The sequence below is a fragment of the Shewanella sp. 10N.286.51.B7 genome (assembly GCF_002873615.1).
Taxonomy (GTDB): Bacteria; Pseudomonadota; Gammaproteobacteria; order Enterobacterales; family Shewanellaceae; genus Shewanella; species Shewanella electrodiphila.
In genome coordinates this window covers 26,023-48,661 of the sequence record NZ_MCUF01000058.1, presented here as the reverse complement: position 1 = coordinate 48,661, position 22,639 = coordinate 26,023, and the positions used below count along the sequence as shown (strand labels likewise).

General features: G+C 40.5%; 22 protein-coding genes. All 22 read right to left on the bottom strand.

What is annotated here, in order from left to right; all coding sequences use genetic code 11:
- Positions 1-25: 25 nt before the first annotated feature.
- The 22 genes from BCU84_RS15650 to BCU84_RS15545 all read right to left on the bottom strand — a co-directional run bounded on the left by BCU84_RS15650 (position 26) and on the right by BCU84_RS15545 (position 22,521).
- A complete protein-coding gene (locus BCU84_RS15650; RefSeq protein ID WP_102529008.1) occupies positions 26-1,375 on the bottom strand; it encodes a sigma-54 dependent transcriptional regulator in 1,350 nt (449 codons plus the stop codon).
- The gene (locus tag BCU84_RS15645) at positions 1,368-2,762 is read right to left on the bottom strand and encodes an ATP-binding protein (RefSeq protein ID WP_241906458.1); all 1,395 of its coding nucleotides are present in this window, start codon (positions 2,760-2,762) and stop codon (positions 1,368-1,370) included. The genes BCU84_RS15650 and BCU84_RS15645 overlap by 8 nt, the downstream gene beginning before the upstream one ends.
- Positions 2,763-2,895: 133 nt before the next feature.
- The gene (locus BCU84_RS15640; protein WP_102529007.1) at positions 2,896-4,326 is read right to left on the bottom strand and encodes a sigma-54 dependent transcriptional regulator; all 1,431 of its coding nucleotides are present in this window, start codon (positions 4,324-4,326) and stop codon (positions 2,896-2,898) included.
- A 472-nt stretch (positions 4,327-4,798) separates the two neighbouring features.
- Positions 4,799-5,203, bottom strand: coding sequence for a flagellar export chaperone FliS (gene fliS, locus BCU84_RS15635; RefSeq protein ID WP_102529006.1), 405 nt, complete (start codon positions 5,201-5,203; stop codon positions 4,799-4,801).
- A 12-nt stretch (positions 5,204-5,215) separates the two neighbouring features.
- On the bottom strand, positions 5,216-5,536 hold the full coding sequence (locus BCU84_RS15630; RefSeq protein WP_102529005.1) for a hypothetical protein: 321 nt from the start codon (positions 5,534-5,536) through the stop codon (positions 5,216-5,218).
- Between the two features lie 3 nt (positions 5,537-5,539).
- Complete coding sequence (gene fliD / locus BCU84_RS15625) at positions 5,540-6,907, bottom strand: flagellar filament capping protein FliD (RefSeq protein WP_102529004.1); 1,368 nt, start codon at positions 6,905-6,907, stop codon at positions 5,540-5,542.
- A 62-nt stretch (positions 6,908-6,969) separates the two neighbouring features.
- On the bottom strand, positions 6,970-7,359 hold the full coding sequence (locus BCU84_RS15620; RefSeq protein ID WP_241906457.1) for a flagellar protein FlaG: 390 nt from the start codon (positions 7,357-7,359) through the stop codon (positions 6,970-6,972).
- Between the two features lie 110 nt (positions 7,360-7,469).
- Positions 7,470-8,288: a flagellin gene (locus tag BCU84_RS15615; RefSeq protein ID WP_102529003.1), complete on the bottom strand. Its 819-nt coding sequence runs from the start codon at positions 8,286-8,288 to the stop codon at positions 7,470-7,472.
- A gap of 249 nt (positions 8,289-8,537) precedes the next feature.
- Positions 8,538-9,359: a flagellin gene (locus BCU84_RS15610; protein WP_102529002.1), complete on the bottom strand. Its 822-nt coding sequence runs from the start codon at positions 9,357-9,359 to the stop codon at positions 8,538-8,540.
- Between the two features lie 111 nt (positions 9,360-9,470).
- Entirely contained in the window at positions 9,471-10,673 is a 1,203-nt protein-coding gene (flgL, locus tag BCU84_RS15605; protein WP_102529001.1) for a flagellar hook-associated protein FlgL, read from the bottom strand.
- Positions 10,674-10,684: 11 nt separating this feature from the next.
- On the bottom strand, positions 10,685-12,622 hold the full coding sequence (gene flgK, locus BCU84_RS15600) for a flagellar hook-associated protein FlgK (protein ID WP_102529000.1): 1,938 nt from the start codon (positions 12,620-12,622) through the stop codon (positions 10,685-10,687).
- Positions 12,622-13,716 (bottom strand): flagellar assembly peptidoglycan hydrolase FlgJ, encoded by a 1,095-nt coding sequence (gene flgJ / locus BCU84_RS15595; protein ID WP_102528999.1) that lies wholly within the window; start codon positions 13,714-13,716, stop codon positions 12,622-12,624. The genes flgK and flgJ overlap by 1 nt, the downstream gene beginning before the upstream one ends.
- A 17-nt stretch (positions 13,717-13,733) precedes the next feature.
- The gene (locus BCU84_RS15590; RefSeq protein WP_241906460.1) at positions 13,734-14,795 is read right to left on the bottom strand and encodes a flagellar basal body P-ring protein FlgI; all 1,062 of its coding nucleotides are present in this window, start codon (positions 14,793-14,795) and stop codon (positions 13,734-13,736) included.
- 64 nt (positions 14,796-14,859) lie between these two features.
- A complete protein-coding gene (flgH, locus tag BCU84_RS15585; protein ID WP_102528997.1) occupies positions 14,860-15,534 on the bottom strand; it encodes a flagellar basal body L-ring protein FlgH in 675 nt (224 codons plus the stop codon).
- Between the two features lie 24 nt (positions 15,535-15,558).
- Positions 15,559-16,347, bottom strand: coding sequence for a flagellar basal-body rod protein FlgG (gene flgG, locus BCU84_RS15580; RefSeq protein WP_102528996.1), 789 nt, complete (start codon positions 16,345-16,347; stop codon positions 15,559-15,561).
- Between the two features lie 11 nt (positions 16,348-16,358).
- A complete protein-coding gene (gene flgF, locus BCU84_RS15575) occupies positions 16,359-17,102 on the bottom strand; it encodes a flagellar basal-body rod protein FlgF (RefSeq protein WP_102528995.1) in 744 nt (247 codons plus the stop codon).
- A gap of 236 nt (positions 17,103-17,338) precedes the next feature.
- A complete protein-coding gene (gene flgE / locus BCU84_RS15570) occupies positions 17,339-18,703 on the bottom strand; it encodes a flagellar hook protein FlgE (RefSeq protein ID WP_102528994.1) in 1,365 nt (454 codons plus the stop codon).
- 103 nt (positions 18,704-18,806) lie between these two features.
- Positions 18,807-19,577, bottom strand: coding sequence for a flagellar hook assembly protein FlgD (flgD, locus tag BCU84_RS15565; protein ID WP_102528993.1), 771 nt, complete (start codon positions 19,575-19,577; stop codon positions 18,807-18,809).
- 24 nt (positions 19,578-19,601) lie between these two features.
- Positions 19,602-20,018, bottom strand: a complete 417-nt coding sequence (gene flgC, locus BCU84_RS15560) for a flagellar basal body rod protein FlgC (protein WP_102528992.1) — start codon at positions 20,016-20,018, stop codon at positions 19,602-19,604.
- Between the two features lie 2 nt (positions 20,019-20,020).
- A complete protein-coding gene (gene flgB / locus BCU84_RS15555; protein ID WP_102528991.1) occupies positions 20,021-20,419 on the bottom strand; it encodes a flagellar basal body rod protein FlgB in 399 nt (132 codons plus the stop codon).
- A 149-nt stretch (positions 20,420-20,568) separates the two neighbouring features.
- The gene (locus BCU84_RS15550) at positions 20,569-21,402 is read right to left on the bottom strand and encodes a protein-glutamate O-methyltransferase CheR (RefSeq protein ID WP_102528990.1); all 834 of its coding nucleotides are present in this window, start codon (positions 21,400-21,402) and stop codon (positions 20,569-20,571) included.
- 198 nt (positions 21,403-21,600) lie between these two features.
- Complete coding sequence (locus BCU84_RS15545; RefSeq protein ID WP_102528989.1) at positions 21,601-22,521, bottom strand: chemotaxis protein CheV; 921 nt, start codon at positions 22,519-22,521, stop codon at positions 21,601-21,603.
- Positions 22,522-22,639 lie beyond the last annotated feature (118 nt).

Sequence of the window (22,639 nt, the reverse complement as noted above, 5' to 3'; positions counted from 1 at the left end):
TACTTTGTAGCAGTCTAGCTAAAAGCTAAGCAGGGACTTGTATTCCCATATCGCGCATCTTGGCCATTTTATAACGTAAGGTTCTAGCACTGATACCTAGCTTTTCCGCAACGTCTTTGCGGCTACCATTACACTGGTTAAGTGTCTCAAGAATAATTACATGCTCTTGAGCTTTTAACTCATCACCAAGTCCTTCATTTTCAGCTACAGGTTTGACTTGAGTAGGTTCAGGTTGCTGTAATTCAACTTCATTTGAATCTAATATGATATCTGCTGTTGAAATAGCCTCTCCAGTATGAAGAATTAATGCTCGTTGAATCACATTATCCAGCTCACGAACATTTCCTGGCCAGCGATAAGTCAACAAACGTCTACAAGCCACTTCATCCAAAGTCGGCACAGGTGAGATATTGGCATTCTTAGCATGCTTAACCAATAAATGACGCGCAAGTGGTAAGATATCAGCTGGTCGTTGATTCAAAGCAGGCCAAGTTAACGGGAATACGTTAATTCGATAATATAAATCTTCTCTGAAACCGCCTGATGCCACCATTTCTTTTAAGTCTCTGTTAGAAGTAGCAAGCACACGCACATCAAGAGAAATAGTTTTACGCCCGCCTAAACGTTCAACTTCTCGTTCTTGTAACACTCGCAGTAGCTTAGCTTGAAGACCTAATTCCATTTCTGAAATTTCATCTAATAAAATCGTACCACCTTGAGCTTGTTCAAATTTACCGGGACAAGCTTGGTATGCGCCAGTAAAAGCGCCTTTTTCATAACCAAATAATGTCGCTTCGAGCATATTTTCTGGAATGGCGGCACAATTAATTGCAATAAAGGGTTGTTGTGAACGCGAGCTATTTTGATGTATGTATCGTGACAATACCTCTTTTCCTGAACCGCTTGGCCCCATAATCATCACTGACGCATCTGAACTGGCTACACGCTGGGCAATAGAAAGTAATGCCAAACTTTTGTCATCAGCCACCACAGGCTGATCAAGATTTTGCTTTAGGGGTAAATAACGTGACACTTGGTTAAGTAGTACTTCTGGCGCAAATGGTTTCGCTAGATAATCAACAGCACCAAGTTTAATCGCACTAACCGCACTATCAATGGTTGCATAAGCGGTCATCAGTAGCACTGGCACTTTACAGTTTTGCTGCTGTAAATAATTTAACAAGCCTATACCACCAATGCCTTCCATTTGAACATCACTAATAACCAAATCAAATTCTGTTGACTTGAGAGCAAGAATTGCATCTTCTGCAGATGCAACATCAACACATTCATAGCTTGCCAGCAGTAAGGTGTCGAGTAAGGCCTCACGTAAAGATGCGTCATCTTCAACGAGTAATAGTTTTGCTTCACCCATGTGATGCCTCCGGGCTATTGTGATTTTCTGCGCCACGTTCTGTTTTACTGAAGTCGTTATCTGTAATGTTGTTATCAGCTAATGCTTCATTGTTTAACACTTCACTTTCGAAACCTGTCGTCTGAGTTTTATGCGATTGATAAATCGGGAATGACAATCTGATTAAACAGCCTTTATTTGGTTGTGATGAGACTTGCACTGTCCCTTTATGATTTCTTACTACCGTTTGAACAACTGCTAAGCCTAAACCTGTACCTTGGCTTTTGGTTGTAAAAAATGGCTCTAGAATCTGTTGCTGCATATCAGCTGCTAATCCTTTGCCATTATCAATAACATCAATATTAATATGAGTATTAGATGAAGCTGTAATGATTCTAATTTCTGTGGCATTAGCCTCTAAGCTATTCATAACAAGATTATTAATTGCTGAACTTAGCGCATTACTATTAGCTAACATTCGTTCACTAGCTTGATTAAAATAATTTAACTGACACTGTTTTTTTTCAGCAATGGGTTCACAACTAGCAAGTACAGGTTCGATAATATCTTCAACGTCAGTCACCTGGGATGCATCATCTTGCTTATTTTTAGCCATTAACAGCATGTCATTTACTTGTCGCTCAAGTTCATTCAACCTGTCGACTAATTTAGTTTGAAATCGTTTTTTAGCCGTATCATTCAGTTTTGGACTAGCAAGGTTAGATGCATATAACATAGCGGCAGAAAGCGGTGTTCTTACCTGGTGAGCCAAGGTTGCGACCATTTTTCCTAACGCCGATAAGCGTTGGAGGTGCGACAAATTTTTCTGTAATAAACGTGTTTCGGTTAAATCTGTTAAAACAATTAATTGTCCAGGTTCTGGCGTTAACGGAGTAATAGCCAGTTTAACTCTTCGACCGTTTTTAAGTGAGACTTCATGACCATCATCTTCTTGCGGTGAAAAAGCGCGGTTAATAATATCGAACCATTTAGCCCCTTGTAGCGGTCTACCTAAAAGCTCTGTTGCCACAGGGTTTGCCAATGTAACCAGTCCATCACCATTAATGATAACAACACCTGAAGGCATCGCTTGCAGAATGTGCGCCATTTGATTTGACATATTCGCCGCCTTTTGCGGTGCTGAACGGGCTATTTGTCCAGCTAAATCATGATTAACGCTTGCTGAAGCCTCGGAAAGATTATCGTTTTTTGAGGTGTAAAGGTCTTGATTATCAAGTGCTTGATAACCGACTTCTTGATAGTCTAATCCTTGAGGTGCTGAATAGGAGCTTTCTTGAGCCGTATCGTTAAGAGCATAGGAATTTGAGGCATTATAACTCGATCCCACTTCTGTAATAGAATTAGGCTCTACCATCGATTGTGCTAAACTGCTGTGCGCCGAAAACATAGCCACTCCGTCAAAATATTAACTTTTGTGTAAGCTAATGCATTTGGTGTGCCAAAACGTTATGTGTAAATCATAAGCATAAAAAAGCATGCCATGAGGCATGCTTTAGTGTAACTGTTTATGGCAAAACTGGTTAATCTTTGCTCATGCCATATTTACGCATTTTTTCAACTAAGGTTGTTCGTCTAATCCCCAACATTTCTGCTGCTCTAGCAACCACATTATCTTGCTGCTCTAGAGCTTGGCGGATCATATCGATTTCTAGCTCAGCTAATAAATCTTTTAAGTTGACACCTTCTGGCGGTAATTCACTTGGGAAACGGGTTTCAGGGATCTCAATAGGTTCATCATCACTGAAAATTGACGCTAATGCATCACGCTCTTGTTGCTCTTCGCTAATTTCAACACTGTACTCTGGCACATCGATATAACGATACTTTCGCGGTAAATCATTAACATCGACCAGTCCGCCAGGGAAAAGTATCGTCAGGCGCTCGACCAAGTTAGATAACTCACGCACGTTTCCTGACCAGTTATGTTCTTTTAATGACTCTATTGCACGCTGGGTAAAACGGATTTTACCCCGCCCTTCATTGAAGACTCTGCTCACCAATTCCTGCAGTAAAAGAGGCACATCATCACGGCGCTCGCTCAGCGATGGCATTTCGATTGGAAAGACATTCAATCGATAATAAAGATCTTCACGAAATAAATTATCATTTATCATCGTTTCTAAATCACGATGTGTTGCAGCAACAACCCTCACATCAGTGGTAATAGTTTTAGAACCACCCACTCTTTCAAATACTTTTTCTTGCAATACGCGTAGTAACTTAACCTGCATTTGCAGCGGCATATCACCAATTTCATCTAGAAATAGTGTGCCATTCTCAGCCAATTCAAAACGGCCTTTACGAGTTGAAATTGCGCCAGTAAATGAGCCTTTTTCATGTCCAAAAAGTTCACTTTCTAATAATTCAGGTGGAATTGCACCACAGTTTACCGGAATGAAAGGACCATCCCGTCGCTCTGACATGTAATGAATATTGCGGGCTACAACTTCTTTACCTGTACCTGACTGACCTAATACTAAAACAGTCGCACCTGAAGTGGCCACTTGGCTTATCAGATGACGAACATTGGCTATCCCTTCACTTCGTCCAACAAGAGATCTAAATAACTTTGTCTGATTCGCACTAGTGGGAATTTGCGGTTGTTTAGCTTGACCATAAACTTGGCAAAAATGGAGTAGCTCAGTTAATTGTGGGTAATTGATAGGCTCATCAATAGTGCCAAGTACATTAACACCATTAATTTCAACCGTACCAATCAATAATACTGGCTGCCAAGGAATGGATGACTGAACATCTTTAATAAACTCTGGCGATACTGATTCAGTATCAATGACTAAGGCTCTAAAACGAGATTCACGTGATAATGAAGCAAGATCATCAGTAGAGATGACATGATGTTTTTCATCTAAGAATTCAAAAATACAACAAAGACGAGAGACTCGCTCAGAAGGTTCAGCAACAATTAAAATTCGTTGTTCTATTTGCATCATTAAGAAGGCCAAAGCTCTAGTTATTAGTTATTCAAAGTCATATTCATGTTATTGGCTGTCTATTTGCAAACATCATAGAGTTAGCACACATTACAGAGTCTAGACTTGAATATTGATTATCACGCTATATTTTTTGAGTCAGAAGACACAATTATAATATAAACATTAACATAGCAGAATGCATACTCATATTTTTTAATCTTTACTTAAATATAGCCAAACCAGCAATAAAGTTTAAACGAATACGCAAAAATTAAATATTGTATTATCAGAGCATGAGAATCAAGCATCAGAAGACATTATTCTACCATGCTGTTGATTTAAGTCACCAACAGTTGTTTTTATAGGCAGGTTTCAACATTTTATTTCAAAAAGTAAATAAAACGAGCATTCGCTTTAACTGCAACCTTAAAACTTATCAGCAATAAAAAAGACGCCATTGGCGCCTGTTTTACAATCGTAACACTTAGTATCAACTTGCTTCTGAAGTCATCAAGTGCATATCTTGAGGAATGGCATCCCAGCCTTCTTTAATGGTTCGAAGAATCCCCGAAACATCATCAATCGCTTTAACATCATTATTCATATTTGCCTCTGAAATACGGCGTAACATGAAGTCATATAGTTCACTTAAATTACCCGCTACAGAATCTTTTACATCCATATTCAAGCTGTTATTTAGACCGTTTATAATTCCAATCGCTTTATTGATTGCAACGCCTTTGCCTTGTAAATCTTGAGTTTCGATTGCGTAACGACTTTGAGCTAAACGCAACAAAGCACCATCGAACATCATTTGGATTAAACGATGCGGGGAAGCAACAGCAATCTCACTATCTAGAGATACTTTGCGGTAAGATTTTATTGATCCTCTCATAGGTCACCTTCGCTACTTATTTGAATCGACTGATTGATATATATTAATTTGGCGTTGATTTTTCTTTCTAGCTTGAAGCAATGCCTGAATATGCTTAAGAACATTTCTCGCTCTTAATTCAAACCCTTCACTAATTACGATCTGTTCTTGAAGTGTCTTTTTAGCAAGTTCTACATCTGTCTCATCAATACTATCGAGTAAAATTTGACGCTCTACAGTCAACTCTTGCAAAATAGATACCAACTCATCAGACTGTTCATTTTCTGATGGGGTATTTTCTAATGTCTGCAGTGTTTGTTCTATTTTTTTATTAGTTTCGTTAAGTTGTTTCATAAATTAACTGCTTGGAACTGAGCCTGGAAGTGAATTTAAACGCTCTACGAGGCCCGAACTTTGTTGGTTCATTTGAGCAACGATTAAATCCATTGTATTGAACTGTTTAAATAATCTTGCTTCTAACAGCTCCATTTTCAAACTAAATGCGTCTCGTTGGTCATCTAAACGACTCTTTTCACTGGTTAAGCTATTATTTCGGTTATCAATGAGTCCACCAGTTTTCACATAACCTTCGACCATAGTATCTAAACGATTAGCGATCCCAGTATCAGGAGTCGCAAATAAGCCTTCAACTAAATCCATATTTTCACTAATTGCAGTATCTAACTTATCACTATCAATTGACATTTTACCGTATCGATCAGTCTCGATGCCTATGTCATATAATGCAACAGTTTGTCCATCAACATCGACTCGGTTACTGATCATACTGCGCATTTGAGATTCGATTGAGCGGATCATCGAATCCCCCTGCAAAGCAGCCGCTTCTTCTTTTTCAGTATCGTATTTAGACATGTCACTAATTGAAGTAACTAATGTATTGTAAGCGTCAACAAAGGCTTGGATATTCTCTTTAACCAGCTCGTCATCTTGTTCTATTTTCAATGTTGTTGTCTTAGCAATGTCAGCATCTGTTAACGACAGAGTCACACCAGCGATGGCATCTGTAACTTCATTAGATTGTGATGTTACTTTTTGACCATCTATGTATAAAACTGCATTTTCAGCAGTTTGTAATGTCGTCAGGTTACCGGCGCCAAACATGTCATCTAGTCCTGTACCTGCAGTATCTGTTGCAGTTATAGTAACTTCATTGTCTGTACCAGGCTCATCTGAGCTAAACACTAACCGACTTCCAGCATCACTTGTAATAATGGTGGCTGTCACACCAGAATTATCAGTTGAACTGTTAATTTTACTGGCAATATCTTCAAGTGAATCAGTCGCTTCAATATCAACAGAGAAAGCTTCACCGTTGACAGAGAGGTCCAAACTACCAGCCCCGACACCTAAAGTTGGATCAGCAACGTTTGCTCCAGCCACTTTATGTGAAGATGCGAGTTGCTCGACTTGGATCTGATAACTACCTGTTTGCGCAGTTTTATCGGCCGTAGCGCCAAAATAAATACTGTCACCCGTAGACACTTTGCGAATATTTAATGAATCAGGATCGCTCAGTTTCTCTAACGCATCTTGGAAGGTAGATAATTTACTTTTCAATGAACCGATAGCTGAAACCTTAGCATCTATTGTTGCTTCACTTTTGTCGAATAGTGCCTCTTTGGGAAGTTTTTCAGCATCGACCAATACACCGACAATGGTGTTGATATCAAGGCCCGAGCCAATACCAGTTGCTGTTAATGCCATAATTTCCTCTTAGATACTTCGATAAAAATGTGAGCGACCAAAGATTACTAAAACTGCTGATTTTATGCTTCTGTATTAAGCAAAATTCCTGCCACTTCAGCCAGTTTTTTTGATAATTCCAACGCTTCGGCATTGGGTATCTGTCTTATTATATCACCTGAATCTACATCCATAACGCTAATGACATTTTGACCGGAATCATCATCTAATTTGAAAGCCAAACCTTTTCGCATCAATGCAGTCATATCATTAAGATCGTTGGTAATATCTGCTAAATCTTGTTTGTCAGAATCTTTTTCTGTCAAATCTTTACTTTCTTGCTCTGTTTTTTCAAGCTCAGTGACTTTCGACTTTTCTTCAGCTACCGCAGCCTTAGTCTCAGTAAGCTGACGAGTCCCCATATTATCAGTAAGGGTATTTGAGGTACCAGTAAAATTGATATCCATAGCCATCTTACGCCTCTTAGTTAGTTTATTACGATAATCATCATCAAAAACGACAAAAGGGAGATCTATCAAGACCTCCCTTCTTAAATTTTCAAACTCTAATTCGATTAGTCAAATTAGAGAAGAGAAAGTGCAACTTGAGGTAGTTGGTTAGCTTGTGCAAGCATTGCTGAACCCGTTTGTTGTAAAACCTGATTCTTAGTCATTTCAGCTGTTTCTTTAGCAAAATCCACATCTACGATTCGAGACTTAGCATCTGCAACGTTTGCTTGAGTGTTAGCACTGTTAGCAATGTTGTGAGCAAGACGGTTTTGTTTCGCACCTAAATCTGCACGTTGGCTATCAATAGTGGCAATCGCTGCGTCAATTTTAGTTAGAGCTGAAGCACGACCTGCGGAGGTAGCATTAGTTAGACCTCCAACTGATAAGCTAGTCGAATCACTTGTAGCTACTGTAATAGTAATGTCTTCGCCATCTTGGTGACCAACTTGGAAATTCTTGCCGCCTGAAAAACTACCATCCAATAATTTAGTATCACCAAATGCAGTATTGTTTCCGATTTCAGTGATTTCTAAGGCAAGCTCGTCCATCTCTGCTTTAATAGCTGCTAAATCTTCAGTACTGTTTGCACCATTCTCAGATTGTACAGTCAGGTCACGCATGCGCTGAAGCATGTTAGTTTGCTCTTGCATCGCGCCTTCAGAAATTTGCGCAATTGAAATTGCATCGTTAGCGTTACGCATGCCCACTTCTAAACCACGAACTTGAGAGTTCAAACGGTTAGAAATCGCTAAACCCGCCGCATCATCTTTTGCACTGTTAATACGTAAACCGCTTGATAAACGTTCCATCGATGTGGCTAAGTTACCAGTTGAAGCGTTTAAGTTCTTTTGCGCTTTCATTGAAGTTACGTTTGTATTTACTGTAATAGCCATAATTTGATTCCTCTTTATACCTGGCTTTAAAACATTGCCTGTCTTTATTGCCAGGCGGGTCTATTGGGTTACAAATACTTTAACGGCAGCGTTTTAAGATACTTTAGAAATTATTTGAACATTTTTCGAACATTTATCATATTAGCTAGAAAACAGTGGCTTACAGGCATTAAAAAAGCCATATTCATTCAAAAATGGATATGGCTTTTTATGCAATTGGTTAACTAAACTACATTTCTGGGATGTAAATTACCCCAGTAGCGAAAGTGCAACTTGAGGTAATTGATTCGCTTGTGCAAGCATTGAACTACCTGTTTGTTGTAATACCTGATTTTTGGTCATTTCAGCTGTTTCTTTGGCGAAATCTACATCTACAATTCGGCTCTTAGCATCAGCAACGTTTGCCTGAGTGTTAGCACTGTTAGCGATGTTGTGTGCTAAACGGTTTTGTTTTGCACCTAAGTCAGCACGTTGTTCATCAATTGACTTAATCGCTGCATCAATTTTGTTAAGGGAAGAAGCTCGCCCTGCAGAAGTAGCATTAGTTAAAGCGGCAACTGATAAGCTTGTTGAGTCACTTTGCTTTACAGTTATACTAATATCTTCGCCATCTTGATGGCCAACTTGGAAAGTTTTACCTGCTGAAAAACTACCATCCAATAACTTAGTATCACCGAATGCAGTACTGCCACCAATAGCGGTAATCTCTTCTGCAAGTTGATCCATTTCAGCTTTAAGTGCAGCTAAATCCTCTGTGCTGTTTGCACCATTTTCAGATTGAATCGTTAGATCACGCATACGTTGCAGCATATTTGTTTGTTCTTGCATCGCGCCTTCAGCAATTTGTGCAATCGAAATTGCATCATTTGCATTACGCATACCCACTTCTAAGCCGCGAACTTGAGAGTTCAAGCGGTTAGAAATAGCCAGACCTGCCGCATCATCTTTTGCACTGTTAATACGTAAACCACTAGATAAGCGTTCCATCGAGGTCGCCAACCCCTGAGTTGAAGTGTTTAAGTTTTTCTGTGCCTTCATTGATGTAACGTTTGTATTTACTGTAATAGCCATAAATAAATCCTCATTCTTAGTTTTGTTGCCAAGACTTTGGAGCTTGGCTAAATTTTACAATTTAACGTGGGTCATTATTGTTTACATATTTTGCAAAATTCAAAAACCTTGCTAGATATAGTCAAACAACGAAATAGAACCGACTTTGCCGAATACACTCGACACGGCATTTAATGCCAGTTGCTGTTTTTCAAACTCAGTTATTGCTGCGGCATAATCCAAATCTTCAAGCATGGATAAAGCACTGTCATTAACGATTTTTTCTTCTGCGTGATTTGTAGAGATACTTTCTAAACTCTTCAAGCTATTGCCTGCAATACTTCTTGCCGCACTGACTTGAATTTGACCACTATCGATATTATTCAATAGCTGTGCCAACTTTGAGTTACCTTGGGGAGTATTTGGTATTGTAGGGTCTTCAAGCATAGAAATTGCTTGATTAAAGGTATCTAAAATACTGACTGTTTCTTGCGGTTCCATAGTGAAAGAGTCACCTGCAACGGGCTGTCCAGACAATTGAACCTCAATACCGTTAAAGCTTACAGGGTTACTGGGATCAAAATTGGGCACTGTAGAAATAACTGCTCCGCCAGAGTCTTCTATTTGTAAATCCAATACACCGGCGTTATCAACAAACTTAAACGTGTAGGTATCTTCAACATGAGCAGCGGAATCAAATATTGCCGCCTTATCTACGGTAAAGTCACCTTGTTGGGATGGCAGATAATTGACGCCATAGTCACCTAAAGGGTTTGAGGCATTCATAAATACCGTATCCCCTGGCACATTTGTTCCTACGGTGACACCGGAGGCAACAATACTTTGCCGCTCTCCGCTATCTCCGCTATAAACAATTTCGCCATTGTTATCAAAAGCAAACGGAGGGTTATTCGTGTTGTTCCCCGCGAAAATATAATTGCCAGACTCGTCTTTAGTGTTGGCTATCGACATTAACTCTTCTAAGCTATCTTTCATTTCATCGGCAATCATTTGCCGTTCAGACTGAGATAAACTGCCGTTTGCAGCGCGTTGTAGCTGTTCACGCATACTGCTCATCAAGGTTTCAGTGCTGCCTAACTTGCTTTCACTTAATCCAAGGTGCTTTTGAGCGTAATCAACATTTTTGACATATTGATCAACTAGTGCGTTTTTCTGCCTTAAGGTATCAACACCAATTGCCGCCACAGGATCATCGCCAGCAGTATTAATCTTTTTGCCGCTTGCCAACTGTTCAAGAATTTTATTGGTTGCAGACTGCCCCTTTGAAATACTAGAAGTATTCTGGTTAAACATTTGAGCGGTTGAAATTCGCATAACTGATTCTCCTAGCGAACAGAACTAAGCAATGAGTCAAACATCTGCTGAGCAGTTGTCATGATTCTGGCGGAAGCTTGATATGACTGTTGAAAACGCATGAGGTTAGCTGCTTCTTCATCTAAATTAACACCAGACTCACTTTGAACTCGATTGTAAGCTTGCTGATAAACCGCTTCATTAGACGCAACAGATACTGCTGCAGCTTTAGTTTTACTGCCAATATCTAATTTACTGCCCTCAAAAACACCGGCTAAGGTTGTAGTGCCACCATTCATCAATTTTGCATCTGACAATTTAGCCATTTCAACTGCATTACTGTTATCACCTTCAGCAAATGACAAGTCGAAGGTATAAGTATCAATAACACCGCCAGCAGAACTATCATCGATTTCAAAATCAAATCCAAAAGGTGTACTGATTTGAGGTGGTGTAAATGCAGTAGGTCCACCAATAGCAGTACCATCGACATCAAATGCTTGATATGTATTAGTGACGGTATCAATCTGAATCGTGATTTCACTGTCTGTGAGCGGGAAGTTAGCATTAGTACGATCTATGCTAGTTAACTGAACACTCGTATCACCCGAATTTGTTGACTCGCCTATGATTTTAGGGCCTGCTGCAGCAATACCTTTTGGGTCTGTCATTTCAACCCCGATACCTGCGGCTGCACCTGCGTTTGGTCTTATTTCAAACCTATCACCATCAGCGAAACCCGCTGGAACTGAATCAATTTGAATAGAAAAACCATCCCCACCCGTTAATTGGTTATTCACAGCATCATAAGTTAACGCTTGGGTCTCACCCGTTTTAGTATCTTTTAATTCATAAGATGAAGGTGCAGTAAATGAAAGCTCATATGAACTCCCTGTTAATTGACCGACATCATCAATATTAACTTTTAATTTGGCAGTACCAGTATTACCTTCGTATTCGCCAACTCGGCCAGCTGCCATCGTTGGAGCATTAATATCGGTAAAAATATTCTGTCCAAGCTCACCATTTAAATCAAAACCCTTAGACTGCATTTCATTGAATGCATCAGCAACACCTAGAGCAAGTTGTCCTAACTCTTGGTTAACTGGAATTAAGGTTTCATCCCTAAATTTGAACAACTCTCCGAGTTGCCCGCCAAGTTTAGAACCATCAATAACTAAAGTTTGGTTACCTGTTGACGTTGTCAGTCTCGGCTCATTAGGATAAGGGTCGCCTGTGGTTGTGCCCACTTGCATAGCCACTTCACCAGACACTAGCATCACAGAGCCGCCCAACATGACGCTTTTGCCACCATTTTCTAACGGAATCACATTCACTTCTGAGTATTCACTTAATTCAAGAATTAACGCATCTTGTTGATCAAGTAACTGGCTATCTTGTTGTCCGCCCGATTTCATTAGCTCTAAATTAATATTGGCGAGCTCAGTACTAATTTCATTGATTCGATCTGCAACAGCGCCAATTTGACTATTGGTTTGTTTCATCTGTGAATCTAAGTGAGACTGCATTTGATTCAAGCTAGTCGCAGTTTGCTGTGCAGCACCTAACATACTGTCACGCATACCAATATCTGTAGGCAGATCGGCGACACTATTAATACTGGCAAAAAAATCAGTCAATCTATCAGGAACCATAGAGCCAATTTGAGAATATAGCTGATCCATTTCGTTCATTTTAGTGAAGCGAGTTTCCGCGCCACTCATTGCGGTTTGGCCAATACGCAACTCTCTTGCTGCATAGTCGTTATATATCCGTTTAACATCGGATACATAAGTGCCCTGTCCATAAAAACTATTACCAATTTTTTGGGACTCTAATGACGATTGCTCAGCCACTTGACGGTGATAACCCACCGTATTGGCATTGGCAATATTATTACTGGTCACGCCCATTTGAGATTGCGCAGCCAGTACACCCGTACGGGCAATGTTTAGTAAGTCAACAGCCATTAGTTAGTCTCTCCTGGTAATACAGACTTAAGCCCATTGGTCACTGACTCCATCACCTTCAACACTTTTTGTGCATATTGTGGATCAGTGGCATAACCAGCTTTTTGTAATGCATGTATAAACTTGGCAGGCTCTGCTGCCACTTTTTTAGCTTCTTGATAACGCTCGCCATTTGAAATAAATGACACAAAATCATTAAAACTCTGCTCAATACTGTCGTAGGTTCTGAAGTCGGCTTTTTGCTTCACTGCTACCCCTTGTTCATACTCCAAGGTATTCACCGAGGCTTTATCACCTTGCCAGCGCTTATCAGCTTTAATATTGAATAAGTTGTTACTGGCCTCACCATCATGACGGCGGATCATTTTTTGTCCCCAGCCAGTTTCTAATGCTGATTGTGCTAACAAGACTTCTGGTGTGGTACCTAATGCTTTCGCCGCTTTTTCTGCATGGGGATATAACACGGCAACAAAATGCTCAGGATTTTCAAATTCGCTAGGGGCTTTATTTATCGTTTGCGGCAATTGATTGCCACTCGTGGCAACAGAAGTCACCGACTTTCCAGCCAAAATTTGCTGAAGTGCCGCCTCATCAATCGCATCATGGCTCGAAGATAATTGCTCAATATTAATGGCCGGTTGCTGAATTGAATGCACTGCAATGCTAGAAGACGGTATGGCAGGTTGATTTAGCGTTTTATCATCACGAGAATGATTATCGAACATGCCATGCTTTATTTTTGCATCGATATCACCACGAAGCACTGACGCTGGTCTAAATGGGGTATCTTGCGGTGATAACTGCTGCACCATCAAGTCTGCTATGCCCAACATGCCCTTATCTGATAAATCCACCGACATTTGTTGATCACGCATGTTTTCAAAAAACTCGGTGGTTTGGCTGTTCATTGGACTATCTGATTTAAAAGCTGCATTGGCATCACGCATGCTTTTCATCAGCATTTGAATGAAGATACCTTCAAACTGTTTCGCGACTTCTTTAAGCGCGCCTTTCTCGTCTTTCTGAGCTTGAGAACGTAATGAATCTAGTCCTCCTAGATCCAGAAAGTGCGATGAATTTGACAGCTTTTCCATAGTCGTACCGACAATTTTTAGATGATGATAAGTTCTCCATGCAAAGCGCCTGCCATCTTTAACGCTTCGAGTATTGCAAGTACATCAGAAGGAGCTGCACCTACAAGGTTTACCGCTCTCACAAGCTCATCAAGGGTGGTACCAGGGTCAAAAAGAAACATACGGCTGTCAGCTTCGGCCACATCAATGGTTGAATCAGTAGTGACAACTGTTTGACCATTTGCAAAAGCATTAGGTTGAGAAACTTGCGTGGCCTCAGCAATGGTTACCGTTAGACCGCCATGGGTAACTGCAGCTGGCATTAACTTCACATTTTGGCCAACAACAATCGTGCCTGTACGAGAGTTAACAATCACTTTCGCCGACTCGCTGGCTATCTCGACTTCAACATTTTCTAATGTGGCTAAAAATGACACTCGTTGAGATGCATCACGTGGTGCACTGACTTGAATAGAAGTGCCATCTAACGCGCGTGCCATTCCAGGGCCTAAAAAGCTATTAATCGCATCAGCCATGCTCTTTGCCGTTGAAAAATCCGAACGATGTAGATTAAACGTCAAGTGGTCACCTGTAGCAAAAGGCGACATCACACTACGTTCAACCATTGCACCACCAGGAATACGTCCCACTGTTGGGGTATTTTGAATAACTTGCGAACCATCTAGGCCTTCTGCGCTAAAGCCACTAACAACTAAACTTCCCTGCGCAATAGCATAAACATTGCCGTCGACTCCTTTAAGAAAAGTTTGCAGCAGTGTTCCACCACGTAAACTTTTGGCTTCACCAATACTGGATACGGTAATGTCAAGATTTTGACCTGGTTTGATAAATGCTGGCATTTCAGCGTGTACAGCTACCACTGCAGAGTTTTTGGTTTTCGGTTTAACATTATCAGGTAGGTTAATGCCAAAGTTTTTCAGCATCGTTCTAAAGGTTTGTTCGGTATAACGCGTTTTTTCACCTGTGCCTGGTAAGCCAACAACAAGACCATAACCAATCAATTGGTTGCTACGCACCCCTTGAACATTGGCAATATCTTTAATTCGTTGCGCTTGAACAGGCGCTGTAAGGGCCAACATTGTAGTAATAGCTGCTGTAACAACCACACCTTTTAAAAATGATTTAGTCTTCATGGCATACTCCTTAGAAAGGCCACCATTCGCCCATAAAGAAGGAGCTTAACCAACCCACTTTTTGGACATCTGCAAACGTGCCAGTACCACTGTATTGAATACGGGCATTGGCAACACGGGTTGATTCAACGGTATTTTCTGGGGTGATATCTTGACTACGAACCATGCCTGTAACACGGATAAATTCATCTCCATTATTGATTGAGATCCATTTTTCGCCACGTATCACTAGATTACCGTTACTGAGCACTTGCATTACGTTGGCTGAGATACTGCCATCTAAACTGTTTGACTGATCGGCATCAGACTCACGTTTGGTATCCATAGAATCTGAATAGCGCAAATCGAGTGGCACCCCTTTGATGGTGACATTACCGCCACCGGCATAAATCGGATCGACACTTAAATTTGAATCTTTTTTGATTTCGTTGTTAGCACTTTTAGTGGCTTGTGTTGACTCATTTAATAACACCGTAATGATATCGCCCACTTTATGTGCTCTGATATCTGAATATAAACTCGATGCTTGATGGTCCATATAAATAGAGCCTGTCGATACCATCTGAGTTGCGGGTGCATCAGGATAAACAGGCGCATAAAATGGATCGTCAGGAATGGGCTTTTTTTGGGTTGAGCTACAAGCTGATAGCACAATAACTGATGCTATGACTAGATATGTTTTCATCATCCCTCTCCTAATCATCAAACGTTATAAGTTTTGCGTTACGTAAGACATCATCTGGTCAACAGCTGAAATCACTTTAGAGTTCATCTCATAAATTCGCTGACTTTGAATAAGGTTCACTAACTCTTCAGTCACGTTTACATTCGATGTCTCAAGCGCGCCTTGACGAATCGCCCCTAAACCGTCCAATGATGCAGTGCCTTGAATAGGCGTGCCGCTTGAACCCGTTTCGGTGTAAAGGTTTTGACCCACTGGATCTAACCCTGATGGATTAATGAAATCACTCATCGCCAATTGACCAACAACCGTACTTTCTGTCGCGCCAGATAATTTAACCGAGATTTCACCTTCTGAAGATACAGTTATTGAAGTGGCATCATCAGGAATAGTAATAGAGGGTTGTAAAACATACCCTGAACCTGGAGTCACGATTTGACCATTTTCATCAAGACTGAATTGGCCGTTACGCGTGTAAGCTGCTGTGCCATCCGGCATTTCAACTTCAAAAAAACCCGGACCTTCAATCATTAAGTCCAATGAGTTGTCAGTTGTTAGCATATTGCCCTGAGTGAACATTTTCTGCGTCGCGACAACTTTGGTACCTGCACCAATGTTTAAGCCATTAGGTAACTTAGTGTTATCAGCACTAATACCCCCAGCCTGATTGACGGTTTGATAGAGTAAATCTTCGAATACTGCTCGGCTCTTTTTATAGCCAACGGTACTGGCATTGGCCACATTGTTAGAAATAACAGCAATATCGGTTTGTTGGGCATCAAGGCCTGTTTTACTGATCCATAAAGCGGGATGCATAATAATTACTCCTAACTAATTCTCATTAAAGACGAGGATGCGCGATCTAGATCTTCGGCATTTTTCATCATCTTCACTTGCATTTCGTATTGACGCTGAATATCAATTAACGCCACCATTTCCGATACAGCATTAACGTTACTTCCTTCAACTGCGCCGCTCTCAACGGTTACATTAGGATCATTCGGCGCATTTAAGCCCGATGTCAGCCTAAATAAACCATCTTCGCCACGCATCATTTCTGCATTATCTGGATTGACTAATTTAATTCGCGCCACTTCTTCAATCACATCTGCGGTAGCCCCCTGTGGTCTTACAGAAATAATGCCATCAGGTGATATCTGAACTTTATCGATTGGTAAAGGCAGTACAATTGGCCCAGCTTCACCCATCACTGGATTACCACGGCCATTGGTCAGTAAACCGGTACTGTCAAAACTTAGACTCCCAGAACGGGTATAAGCCTCACCACCTTCTTTACTTTGAACCGCAATCCAACCTTGATCTTTAATTGCAATGTCTAAATCTCGCCCTGTAGTTTTAATCGGGCCAGAATTAAAGTTGTGTCCGGGACTTTCTGTCATGGCAAACACACGTGTAGGTAGACCTTCACCAAATGCTTGCATAGAGCGAGCTTGAGCAAGATCAGCTTTAAAACCATCAGTATTGGCATTAGCTAAATTATTGGCACGAACAGCCAAAGCATTCATATTCTGCTTTGCCCCACTCATGGCAACATAAAGTAATTTGTCCATTTGCTGCTCCGTCAAACTTTTTACATAACAAAAGATATATACAGAACTAGCAATCAGTGTGCCAACACATGAAAGTAGAAATAATTAAAGCTAAGCTAATGAATTTGAGATGGAATAAAACGATTACCTGGTGAGGTACTAATAAGAAGGGGGTCAATTAAAATGGCAAAGAGTTGCCGTTGCGGCAACTCTTTGAAAATCTAAACTCTATGATTAATCAAAACCTTAATCGATAACTAGCGGATTTGTAGTATTGACTGATTCAAGGTGTTATTCACCTCAAGCGTACGAGAGTTAGCTTGGAAGTTACGTTGAGCTGAGATTAAGTCAACCAATTCTGTGGTCAAATCAACGTTAGACTGCTCAAGTGCTGATGAACGAATACTACCGAACGTGCCACTATTGGCTTCACCTGCCAAGGCTGCACCAGAATCTAAGCTCGCTTTCCAAGAGGTATTACCCACTTGAGTCAAACCTTGTTCATTAGCAAAACGCACTAGTGCAACACGCGCCAGTGGCTCAGTTGAACCATTACTGTAACTTGCAGTCACTAAGCCATCAGAACCGATACCCACATTGGTTAAACGACCTACTGTTGTACCGTCTTGGGTTAACTCAGTCACTTCAAAAGGTGAAGCATATTGTGTTGGGTTATTAAAACCAAGAGTTAATTTTTGAGTACCATCAGCACCAGGACCTAGAACATTTGCGCCATTGACACCCAGCTCGACCGTTTCAACAGTTGCGGGATCTGAACCTGTGTAAGCTCCGGCATCATTAAACTTCAATACTGACCCTTTCCAACCTGATGCATTTTCAGCAAGTGCCGTACCATCTGCAATACCATCGCCGGTAGTATCTACACCGTATGAACCACCATTTGCTTGATCAATATCGACCTGCTCGCCATCAACGGCATAAAAGGCAACCCAGTTACTCTCACCGGTATAAGCACCATCTGTTGGTTTGATGAAATAGGTTGTCATAATGTGCGACTCACCTAATGAATCATAAATAGTCACTGACGTTGAGTTATTAAACGTATCTGGATCGTTTGGATCAAAGTTAGCAGGATCTAATGCTGACTCACCTACATTTAAGTTCATTTGCAAACCAACATTACTGGTTTTTACAGGGCTACCAGCAGTATCTGGAATTTTAATCGGTACAGTACTCGATAAGCTCACCGAAGTAGAGTTACCATCGGCATCAACTGGGAAACCTTGTAAGAAGTTACCCGCTGAATCTGTCATGAAACTTTCAGAGTTCACTTTAAATGCACCAGCACGTGTAAATGAGTGATCTTGCGTACCCACTTCAGATGCCGTAACAAAGAAACCACCGCCACTGATAGCCATATCAAGTGAGTTACTGGTGAATTGTAAGCTACCTTGTTGAAACTGTTGTGCCACTTGAGTCGTGGTTGCACCACCACCCACTGCAGTTTTACTGTTTGAAAAAATAGAATTAGCATAAACATCAGCAAATTCAGCACGAGACTCTTTAAAACCAATTGTATTAACGTTGGCAATGTTATTTGCTGTGGTATTGAGATCTTTTTGAGCAGCTGAAATACCACTCAAAGCAATGTTAAACGACATAATTCACCCCTTCTCTTACTAATTCTATTTATTGTTAATAGTCAGTATTCTGACCATTATTGAAATTTGGTTTTAAGCTTTCCACGGTCTAACTTTTAGTAAATTAACTTTCCGCAACAGCAAGTACATCTGACAATTGAATGCCGCCAATACCACGAAGGTTTAATATCGCCCCGGTTGTGACATCACCCAATGAAACGCTGGAAACATGTGCGTAAGTCGATACCGCTAAGTCTTCTGATGTGCCATCAATTTTACCGTTAGCTTTAATGGCATAATTTCCTTCAGCAACAGGCTCACCGTTTTTATCTAGGCCATCCCATGTCACATCGATGTTACCGCCTGCAGAACCATCAACTTCGAATGTTCTGATAACTTGGCCGGATTCATCCTCGATATTCACAGTAATGCTGTCAATCGGTGTCGGCGTACTGATCACCCCTTTCACTTCAGGGCTTTCACTAGAGATATGCCCTGTATCTGATGGAATAAGTACTTTTTGACCAACAAGTCCTGATGCTTGTAACGCTTGGCTGGAGCTAGTTAAGTTATTTAGATTTAGGATTTCTTCATTCAATTTTGAGATACCATCAACCGTTGAGAAAGATGCCATTTGAGAAATCATCTGGTCATTTTCTACAGGTTTAAATGGATCTTGCATTGACAGCTGTTGGCTTAATAAAGCGAAGAAATCCGCTTGAGTCAGCTCCTGGCTATTAGGCTCAGGTGTTTCAGCGACTTCAGCATGCTGAACACTGTCTAGAAAAGCATTACCTGTCGTAGCCGTTTGTGTTGTATTTGAAGCAACACTACTTGTACTGCTCGACTGTGTCTGCGGCAATGTTTGACTGCTGTAAGGATTTACGAGGCTCATCTGTTACCTCCATCAAATTTCATATTACTTACCCATACGAAGCGTTTGCTGCAGCATAGATTTAGCTGCATCAGCCACTTGGACATTCATTTGATATGACCGAGATGCAGAAATCATGTCTGCCATTTCTTCCATCACATTCACATTCGGTTTATAGATAAACCCATCACCATCAGCCATTGGATGATCAGGAGAGAACTCCTTTAATAATGGTTTATCACTTTCAACAATGCCTTTAACACTGACACTGTGAGAACTATTTTGTTGACTCGTCGCTTTAGCCATTTCAGCTTCAAAAATCGGATGGCGCGACTTATAAGTTTGATCAACACTACTAGAGACTGAATCGGCGTTGGCAATGTTACTGGCAGTCGTATTCAGTCGCACTGATTGTGCTGACATACCTGAACCTGACACATTAAAAATATTAAATAGACTCATGATTAATCTCCTCTAATCGCTTTACGCATGCCAGAAAACTTACTTTCAAGGAAACCCAATGACATTTGATATTCTAAAGAGTTTTGCATAAAAGCAGCTTGTTCTTGCTGGGAGTCAACGGTATTGCCATCGCCTGTATCTGGCTGATTGGGTACGCGGAACTGAACATGTTCTTGGCTAAGCGCCTTTAAATCAAAATGCTTGTCAGTTGTTTGACTCATTTGTAAACCTTGCTGATGAGAACGAGCACTATTCATGGCAGACGCAAAGTCTACATCACGTGCTTTATAGCCAGGCGTATTTGAATTGGCGATGTTACTTGATAGCACTTCAGCCCTTTGAGCACGAATGCCCAATGAGTATTGATGTATCCCCAAACCATTTTCAAAATTAATCGCCATAAAATTGCCTCCATCAGCTAACTGAGAGGAATAAAGCAAAGGTTATGCCAAAACATTTAGGAAGTAGATGCGAAATAGATAAAAAAAATAACGCCAGCAGAAGCTGGCATAGAAAATGATAAAAAACCTTTATTTACAATGTATTATAATTAGGTTTTCTTTTGATAATAAATACCAGGGTTACATCGAACCATGCTGAATTCGTCAGTCAAACCTGAGATAGATTCTGACGCACCTAAAAATAGTATGCCGTTAGGATTCAAAGCGGCAGCAAATTGCCGCAGTATTTTAGCTTTTGCCTCAGGGGCAAAATAAATCAGTACATTACGACAAAAAATAATGTCGTATTTACCTAAAAGGCTATAACTTTCAAGTAAGTTATGCGCTCTAAAGTTCACTAATCGCTTAACGTTATCTTTAACTTTCATATTACCAGACGGTAATTGATCAAAGAATTGGCGTTTGCGTTCAGGAGATAACCCACGCGCTAACGCTAAACTGTCATATTCTGCATTCTTACACCGCTCTAACATCGAAGGTGATAAGTCAGTTGCTTGAATAGTCGCGTTTCCGGGTAACGCACCAGGCTTACGTTGCTGATACTCAAGAATGGTCATCGCTAAGGAGTAAGGTTCTTGCCCAGACGAGCATGCAGCTGACCATATTTTCAATGGACGCCCTAAACGGCTATATTCAGGTAATAATGAATTATGAAGTAATTCAAAGGGGTATTTATCCCTAAACCACAAGGTTTCATTTGTGGTCATGGCATCAATAACTTCTGCCCGTAAATGTCTTTCAGTTGGCTTCATTGAGCGTTTAACGACTTCAGATAATGAGGGTAAATCATGTTTACCCATCAATGGAGCCAAACGACTTCTGACCAAGTACTGCTTGTTGTCACCTAATACAATGCCGCTGTGCTGCTCTAAAAAAAGCTTAAACTGATTATATTCTGCTTCAGCGAGTGATTTATTCGTCACATTTACACCCTATTATAAAGAAACTACCTACAAGTAATTTCAGTGTGAACCGGTCACTTGATTGACTCATCTAACGCTATCAATGTTGACTTGCTAACTCAAACATTCATTTTAATGAACTTAACGAGATGCTGCAGTTTCATAGATAACATTCATCTGTCTATTAAGTTAATCATAGACAGAGAATGATAATAATGCTTATAAAATTAAGTGTTTATTTACAGCAGAAGCCAGCTCATCCGGATTAAATTTTGCGATAAAATCATTTGCACCGACTTTCTCAACCATTGCTTGGTTAAAGACACCACTTAACGAAGTATGTAATACAACTTTAATGTCTTTTAGTTTTGGATCATCTCGAATTTCAGCAGTTAGGGTATAACCGTCCATCTCAGGCATTTCAATATCAGAGATGATTAATGGAATTTCGTCAGCGACATTGTCCATTTCTGTTGCTATAGCTTTGAGTTTTTCGAGTGCATCTTTACCATCAATTGCAGTATCAATTTGCAGATTCAAAGACTCTAAAGAACGAATAATTTGTTTACGTGCCACCGCAGAGTCATCAATGACCATAATATGATAATGCTGATCACGGTCGATAGTTAACGCTTCATCAGCTTCTTTACTGATTTCAGTCTTAACAGGTGAGATTTCATCTAAGATTTTTTCAACGTCCAAAATCTCGACCAATTCACCTTCAATTTCAGTCACTGCTGTTAGATATGAATTACGTCCCGCACCTTGTGGCGGCGGCATAATTGATTCCCAGTTCATATTGATAATACGCTCAACAGAACTGACTAAGAACCCTTGAATACTGCGGTTATACTCAGCAATAATAATGAAGCAGTTCTCTGTTGAAGTTAAAGGACGGCCGCCTGTTGCCGCACTCAAATCAATCACAGAAATAGTCGAACCACGAATATGAGCAATACCTTTAATCATTGGGCTTAAGCGCGGTAATGTCGTTAATGGTGGACACTGTAAGACTTCTTTTACTTTGAAAACGTTGATACCAAATCGTTGACGGCCATTCAATTTAAAAAGTAACAACTCAAGTCTATTTTGACCAACGAGTTGGGTACGTTTATTGACTGATTCAAGAATACTCGACATAACCCTGCCTTGTTTATTTTACAGCCCCTTCCGGGCGTTTTTCTTATGATTTAAAGCGACAGTAAATCTATTACCATCAAATTGTACCACACGCTAAATTCGATTTTCTGACAATATG